Origin of the sequence: Rhodococcus sp. Q (assembly GCF_005503035.1) — a bacterium.
Taxonomy (GTDB): Bacteria; Actinomycetota; Actinomycetes; order Mycobacteriales; family Mycobacteriaceae; genus Rhodococcus_G.
In genome coordinates, this window is sequence record NZ_SCOY01000029.1 from 55,583 (window position 1) to 61,944 (window position 6,362).

Genomic DNA, 6,362 nt, shown 5'->3' on the forward strand with positions numbered 1-6,362 from the left:
TCGCCCCTAGTTCATCGTCGGGATGACGAAGTGGTTGGTCTCTTCCTTCTTGCCCGAGGGCCAGCGCTGCGTGACCGTCTTGGTCTTGGTGTAGAAGCGGAACGAGTCCGGGCCGTGCTGGTTGAGGTCACCGAATCCGGACCGCTTCCAGCCGCCGAACGTGTGGTACGCGATCGGGACCGGGATCGGGACGTTGACGCCGACCATGCCGACATTGACGCGGGCGACGAAGTCGCGGGCGGTGTCGCCGTCGCGGGTGAAGATCGCGACGCCGTTGCCGTACTCGTGCTCGGTCGGCAGGCGCAGCGCCTCCTCGTAGTCCGCGGCGCGGGCGACGAGCAGGACGGGACCGAAGATCTCCTCCTTGTAGACACGCATGTCGGTGGTGACCTTGTCGAACAGGGTCGCGCCCGCGAAGAAGCCGTCCTCGTGGCCGTCGAGGGTGAACCCGCGGCCGTCGACGACTGCCTCGGCGCCCTCGTCGATACCGATCTGGATGTAGCTGTTCACCCGGTCGAGGGCGTCCTTGCTGACCAGCGGACCGAAGTCTGCGGCCTCGTCGTCGGAGCGCCCGATCTTCAGGCCCGCGACCCGCTCGGTGAGCTTCGCGACCAGCGCGTCGGCGGTCTCCTGACCGACGGGGACGGCGACCGAGATCGCCATGCAGCGCTCACCGGCGGAGCCGTAGCCGGCACCGATCAGGGCGTCGGCGACGTCGTCGAGGTCGGCGTCGGGCATGACGATGGCGTGGTTCTTCGCGCCGCCGAAGCACTGCGCGCGCTTGCCGTGGGCGGCCGCAGTCTCGTAGATGTACTGCGCGATCGGGGTCGAGCCGACGAACCCGACGGCCTTGATGCGGTCGTCGGTCAGCAGGACGTCGACGACCTCCTTGTCACCGTTGACGACGTTGAAGACGCCCGGCGGCAGTCCGGCCTCGAGGAACAGTTCGGCCAGACGCAGCGGCACGGAGGGGTCGCGCTCGGACGGCTTGAGGATGAACGCGTTGCCCGCCGCGAGGGCCGGGCCTGCCTTCCACAGCGGGATCATCGCGGGGAAGTTGAACGGGGTGATGCCCGCGACGACACCGAGCGGCTGACGCATCGAGTAGACGTCGATGCCGGTGCCCGCGGACTCGGTGTACTCGCCCTTGAGCAGGTGCGGTGCGCCGAGCGCGAATTCGATGACCTCGAGGCCGCGCTGGATGTCGCCCTTGGCGTCGGGGACGGTCTTGCCGTGCTCGGACGAGAGCAGTCGTGCGAGCGAGTCCATCTCCGCCTGCGCGAGCTGCAGGAACTTCATCAGCACGCGGGCGCGCTTCTGCGGGTTGAATGCCGCCCACTCGCGCTGCGCGGCTTCCGCGTTGGCGATGATGGCCTCGGTCTCGGCCTTGTCCGCGAGCGGCACGCGGGCCTGAACCTGACCGGTGTTGGGGTCGTAGACGTCGCCGAACTTGCCGGAAGTGCCGGGGACGCGCTTGCCGTCGACGAAGTGGGTGAGTTCCTGAACCATTTTTCCTGTCCTGACCGATCGAAGACCAACTGCGGACTCCGCGCCCGGTCCCGGGCACGGCTGAACGTCTCGAATATGTCGCTCATCCTATAGTTGGATGTCCATGTATGTCTAGGGGGCGAGTCCCCTGCGACCGGAGTCGGCGGGCCCTCCGCAGTCCATCGCACGGCCCCACCGGCCTCCGATCACGGCGAGAACCCGTGCCCGCACTCAACGCGTCACGTTCACCGAATCGAAACCGGATCGCGGCAGTGTTTCCGTCGCGCGTGTCGCCTGCGGGGTGGGAAAATGTCGAGGCTGATCCGGGTTGTTCGCCGCTCCGCGAGGCGGCGAGTGCCGTTCGACGTGTTTCGCTCGTGTCGTCGGTGAAAGGTCAAGACAGTGACGAGAACCTGTTTCGACATGGCACGACCCAGCCTCCATCCCGGGTCTCGGCGCATCTCCCCCGGGTGCAGTGGCCGCGGCCGGATGCCGATCTCGGGACGATCCCATCGCAAAGAGGGTGATCGGGATGAGTGACACTCAGGTTCCGTCGGAGTCGGTCCCCACCGGTGGTCGACCGCCCGCCGTGACATGGATTTCGTGGATCGCCCTGGCGCTCATGACGACGAGTTCGGTTGCCAGCCTTCGGCCGTCCCCGACGATGGCGGTCTACGGACTCGCCTGCGTCTTCCTGTACGTGGTGCCGGCGATCGTCTTCCTGCTCCCCACCTCACTGGTCTCGGCGGAGTTGGCCTCGGGCTGGAGCGGCGGTGTCTACAACTGGGTCGCCCTCGGAATCTCCAAGCCCATGGGCTTCCTGGCCGTGTGGTGCCAGTTCGCGATGACGATCTTCTACTACCCGAGCCTGCTCGGATACGTCGCGAGCACCCTCGCGTACGTCATCAACCCGAGTCTGGCGAACAACGGCGTGTGGACCGCGTTGGTCATCATGATCGCCTACTGGGCTGGTGTGTTCATCTCCTCCCGCGGAACGAAGGGGGTGGCCGGGCTGGCCAGCGGCGGGCTGATCATCGGCACCCTCGTTCCCGGGGCACTGCTGGTCATCCTCGGCATCGTCTTCCTCGGACAGGGAAACCCGTCGGCAGCACCGATGACCTCGGACAACCTGCTGCCCGCCTGGGCGGGAATCGCCAGCCTGGTCCTGATCGTGAACAACTTCTTGTCCTACTCGGGCATGGAGATGAACGCGGTGCACGTCTCGTCGCTGCGGAATCCGGCCAAGCAGTTCCCCCGGGCGATGTTCTTCGCGATGGGATTGGTGCTGCTGATCTTCATCCTGCCCGCACTTGCCATCAGCTGGGTCGTCCCGGCCGAGCAACTGTCCCTGACCGCAGGAGTGATGCAGGCGTTCGACGCGGTGTTCGCCCAATTCGGCTGGCAGTGGCTCACTCCGGTGATCGGCATCATGCTGGTGACGGCCTCGCTCGGAGGAATGCTGACCTGGCTCGCCGGGCCGTCGAAGGGCCTGCTGCTCATCTCCCGGCAGGAAGGCTATCTGCCACCGTTCCTTCAGCGGGTCAACAAGCAGGGTGTGCAGCAGAACATCCTCGTCACGCAGGGGCTCGTCACCACCGTCATCGCGCTGCTGTATGCCTTCATCCCCGACGTGTCGAGCGCGTACTGGATCTTCTCGGTGATCACCACGCAGGTGTACCTGATCATGTACCTGCTCATGTTCGTCGCCGCCGTCCGACTCCGCCGCAAGTTCCCCGACCACCCGCGCGGCTACCGGGCCCCGATGCTCGTCGGGCTCTGCGGAGTCGGGTTCGCGGCGTCCCTGGCCGCACTGCTCATCGGATTCGTTCCGCCCTCCCAGTTCGGCGGCGGCAATGCGGGGGTTTACTTCCTGTTCGTCGCAGCAGGCGCTCTGGGGCTCGGCCTCCTGGTGCCGTTCCTGTTCTACCGACTGCGCAAGCCGTCCTGGAAGCAAGCCGAGTCGACGGAAGGTAGCCCGTCATGACCACCGACACCGAATTCTCGCCACCCAGCGAGCGGGCAACGCTGTACATCTCGGTCGGCGTCATCATCCTCGTCCTGCTGATCATCGCGTTGCTGACCTACAGCGCAGCGGATTCCTCTCGGCAGGCCGAGGAAAAGGCGGACCAGCTCACCTCCGAACTCCAGGCGGCAGGCCTGACCGCTCCTTCACACGATCAGATCATCCGAGTGCTCGGGGACGACGGCGGTGCGGTGTGCGAGAACCCGAATGGGTCCCTGTCGCGAGCCACGCTGGCGGCGCAGCTGGCCAACGGCTCGGGCGGACCCGGAACCCGCCCGGTCATCGCCGACAGCCGATTGCTGCAGGGACAGCTTCTCGTGATCAAGACCTACTGTCCCGACGAGCTCGCAGATTTTCAGCAGTACGTCGACGAACTCAAGACCGCAGGCGTCGTGAAGAACTGAGCGAGCAGAGCGGTCATGCGCGGCGCGCTCGTAGCCGATCCCAGACCAGTTCGAGGATCGCAGCCAATGCCAGGATCGCCACCATGCCCGCGAACGTCTGCGGCGACGTCCGCAGGGTCTGGACCGCGAACACGGCGAGGACGACGGCGGTCAGCACGATGCCCACGACCAGGATCGACGTGTTGGCCCCGATGTCCTTCCTGAGCCGGAATGCGCCGATCGACGTCACCATGAAGATCGCCAGGGCCACCACACTGCCGAGCGACGCGATCGCCGTCAGATCGACGAACAGGGACAAGAGCAGGATCAGCGCGGCCGTGATGACCAGCCCGCCCGTGCCTCCGATCCGAACAGACCTGCCGAATACCGGTGGGAACGAACCGGACTCGGCAAGTTTGGCGGTCGACCCGACCGCCGCGTAGAGGTTGGCATTCGCCGAGGACGAGGTCGCGAGGAGCGCTGCGAAGGCCATGATGGCGAACCCGGCGTCTCCGAGCGCGGGCTTGGCCGCGACGGCGAGGGCGGTCTCACCGTTGGCGATCACCTCGTCCACCGTCAGTGTGCCGAACACGCCGATCGAGATCAGGACGTAGAGGGCGATGGTGATACCCAGCGCCAGGTACATTGCGCGCGGCAGGTTCCGGCTCGGATTCGGCAGGTCGCCGCCGGTGAAGCTGACCACGGTGAAGCCGAGGTAGGCGAAGAAGGTCAGCGCGACGCTCGAGACGATGTCCACCGCCGGCGGATACGTGGAGCGGGCCAGCAGAGCAGGATCGACCTGCGCGAGCGTGACGACGACGAAGACCGCGAACACCGCCAGCAGAAGCACGACGATCGTTGTCTGGACACGGTCGAGGAGTTTCGCGCCGAAGATGTTGACCGCAGCCACAACGAGGACAACCGCAACGGTGAGGATCCTGCTCCACGCGACGGAGTCGTCGAAGAGGAGCGCAGTGCCATAACTGCCGAACGACACGGCAACCATGGCGGTGACGATGACGGCGGCGAAGTAGAGCAGCCACGAAGCGATCGCAGTGGTGTGACCGCGACCGTAGGCCTGCAGCAGGAAGGTCACGACGCCGCCCGAGGACGGATACCGCGCACCGAGCTTCGCCACGGCGTATCCCTGGAGGGTCGCCACGATCCCCGCGACGAGAAACGAGACCCACACCGCGGACCCGGCCACGGCTCCGGCTTCCCCGAGGAGAGCGAAGATCCCGGCACCGACCATCGAGCCGACGCCGAGGAACGCGGCGCCGCGGACGGTCATCGCCTTCGACGCATCACTCGCCTCTCGACCGCCGAGACGACCGGCCCCGTCGCCGATGCCGCCAGGCCCATTGGAACCCTGACTGTCCATACCCATCATTTTTCCCTGTTCCCACTCAAGCGTGGGCCGAACTTCGGCGGATCTTTCGCGGCAGCGGCTGTCGAAGCAGGCGGGCCGATCGACGCGTCACCGTGGCGACCGGACCCGTCCCCTTCCCCAGGACCGATCGGTCCCGTGCACGACCCCCTCACGTGCCCAATCATTGTCCGGCGCGGTTGATCAAATGTCCTGTTGTCGAGACCGTTTCGTTCTTGACCCCCCCTTGCCTGCCGCGGACCATGAGATGATGACGGGCGACAACGAGATGATCGAGATCGAGCGGATCATCGGCCGGATGATTGCCCGGTACCCCGAGCTTGCGCCCGATACCGTCGAGCACACGGTGTTGGCGATCTACAGACGACTCGACGGTGGCCGCATCCGCGACTACATCCCACTCCTGGTCGAGAAGGCCGCTCGCAAGGCCCTGACCGAACCCCAGACGTCCACGGTGCAACTCGAGACCGGGCGCCAGCAGACTCCCGTCCCGTCCTGACGCCGGAATTCCCCTGACGCGCCGGAGCAGCTCGTCCACGTGGGTTGCCGCGCAGCATGCTGCACCCAGGTCGTCGCGATGGTCGGCACCCACACCTCGGGAGTCCAGCCCGGATCGACCGGATCCGTGACGGCGCGAGCAGCCCCGCCCCGCCTACTCGCCGGCCAGCGCCCGATACAGCGCGTCGAGGTCGCTGACGGCGCGGCGGGCCGCGTCCTCGTCGGGGGTGATCGCCCGCAGCGCGGCACGCAGGTGCACCGGGTTGAGGTCCTGCGTCGCCGGCACGACCGCGGGCCGCGGCAGTGCGGGGAGCACGGCGTCGTCGCCGAACCAGTCCGCCGTGTCGTCGTCGACCTCGACGCCCTGGTCCACCCCGCCGATCAGGGTGTCGAGGTCGATGCCCCGCAGGGTGAGCAGCAGTGTCGGATCGTCCTCCAACCGATCCGCGATGACCGTGACCAGCGCCGCCGCATGCCTGCACGGCCAGCCTTCGTCGGGGCACGTGCAGCCGAAGTCGACGTCCGACGGACCGGACGGCAGCAGGAGCTCGCCGAGTTCGAGGGGCATCGTGCCGCCCGCGAC

The 6,362-nt window shown here is 66.8% G+C and carries 6 protein-coding genes; 3 read left to right on the forward strand and 3 right to left on the reverse strand.

The window, feature by feature from the left end; all coding sequences use genetic code 11:
• Positions 1-6 precede the first annotated feature (6 nt).
• Positions 7-1,509: a CoA-acylating methylmalonate-semialdehyde dehydrogenase gene (locus tag FFS72_RS21055; RefSeq protein WP_137875760.1), complete on the reverse strand. Its 1,503-nt coding sequence runs from the start codon at positions 1,507-1,509 to the stop codon at positions 7-9.
• Between the two features lie 511 nt (positions 1,510-2,020).
• Between FFS72_RS21055 and gadC the strand changes: the two genes are divergently transcribed.
• Positions 2,021-3,472 carry a glutamate/gamma-aminobutyrate antiporter GadC gene (gadC, locus tag FFS72_RS21060; protein WP_137875761.1) on the forward strand — a complete coding sequence of 484 codons (1,452 nt, stop codon included), beginning with the start codon at positions 2,021-2,023 and terminating at the stop codon, positions 3,470-3,472.
• Entirely contained in the window at positions 3,469-3,915 is a 447-nt protein-coding gene (locus tag FFS72_RS21065; protein ID WP_137875762.1) for a hypothetical protein, read from the forward strand. Before gadC ends, FFS72_RS21065 begins: the two co-directional genes overlap by 4 nt.
• Positions 3,916-3,928: 13 nt before the next feature.
• Here FFS72_RS21065 and FFS72_RS21070 read toward each other — a convergent pair whose 3' ends face one another.
• Positions 3,929-5,275, reverse strand: a complete 1,347-nt coding sequence (locus FFS72_RS21070; protein ID WP_137875763.1) for an APC family permease — start codon at positions 5,273-5,275, stop codon at positions 3,929-3,931.
• A gap of 256 nt (positions 5,276-5,531) precedes the next feature.
• On the opposite strand from FFS72_RS21070, the gene FFS72_RS21075 reads away from it, so the two are divergent.
• Positions 5,532-5,780 carry a three-helix bundle dimerization domain-containing protein gene (locus FFS72_RS21075; protein WP_137875764.1) on the forward strand — a complete coding sequence of 83 codons (249 nt, stop codon included), beginning with the start codon at positions 5,532-5,534 and terminating at the stop codon, positions 5,778-5,780.
• Between the two features lie 153 nt (positions 5,781-5,933).
• Here the strand turns inward: FFS72_RS21075 and FFS72_RS21080 are convergent.
• A partial coding sequence (locus FFS72_RS21080) for an SWIM zinc finger family protein (protein WP_171018772.1) occupies positions 5,934-6,362 on the reverse strand: 429 nt, incomplete at its 5' end.

Bases quoted from the DNA above. Each gene is read 5' to 3' on its own strand.
- FFS72_RS21055 (WP_137875760.1), bottom strand. From the start codon at position 1,509: ATGGTTCAGGAACTCACCCACTTCGTCGACGGCAAGCGCGTCCCCGGC.
- gadC (WP_137875761.1), top strand. From the start codon at position 2,021: ATGAGTGACACTCAGGTTCCGTCGGAGTCGGTCCCCACCGGTGGTCGA.
- FFS72_RS21065 (WP_137875762.1), top strand. From the start codon at position 3,469: ATGACCACCGACACCGAATTCTCGCCACCCAGCGAGCGGGCAACGCTG.
- FFS72_RS21070 (WP_137875763.1), bottom strand. From the start codon at position 5,275: ATGGACAGTCAGGGTTCCAATGGGCCTGGCGGCATCGGCGACGGGGCC.
- FFS72_RS21075 (WP_137875764.1), top strand. From the start codon at position 5,532: ATGACGGGCGACAACGAGATGATCGAGATCGAGCGGATCATCGGCCGG.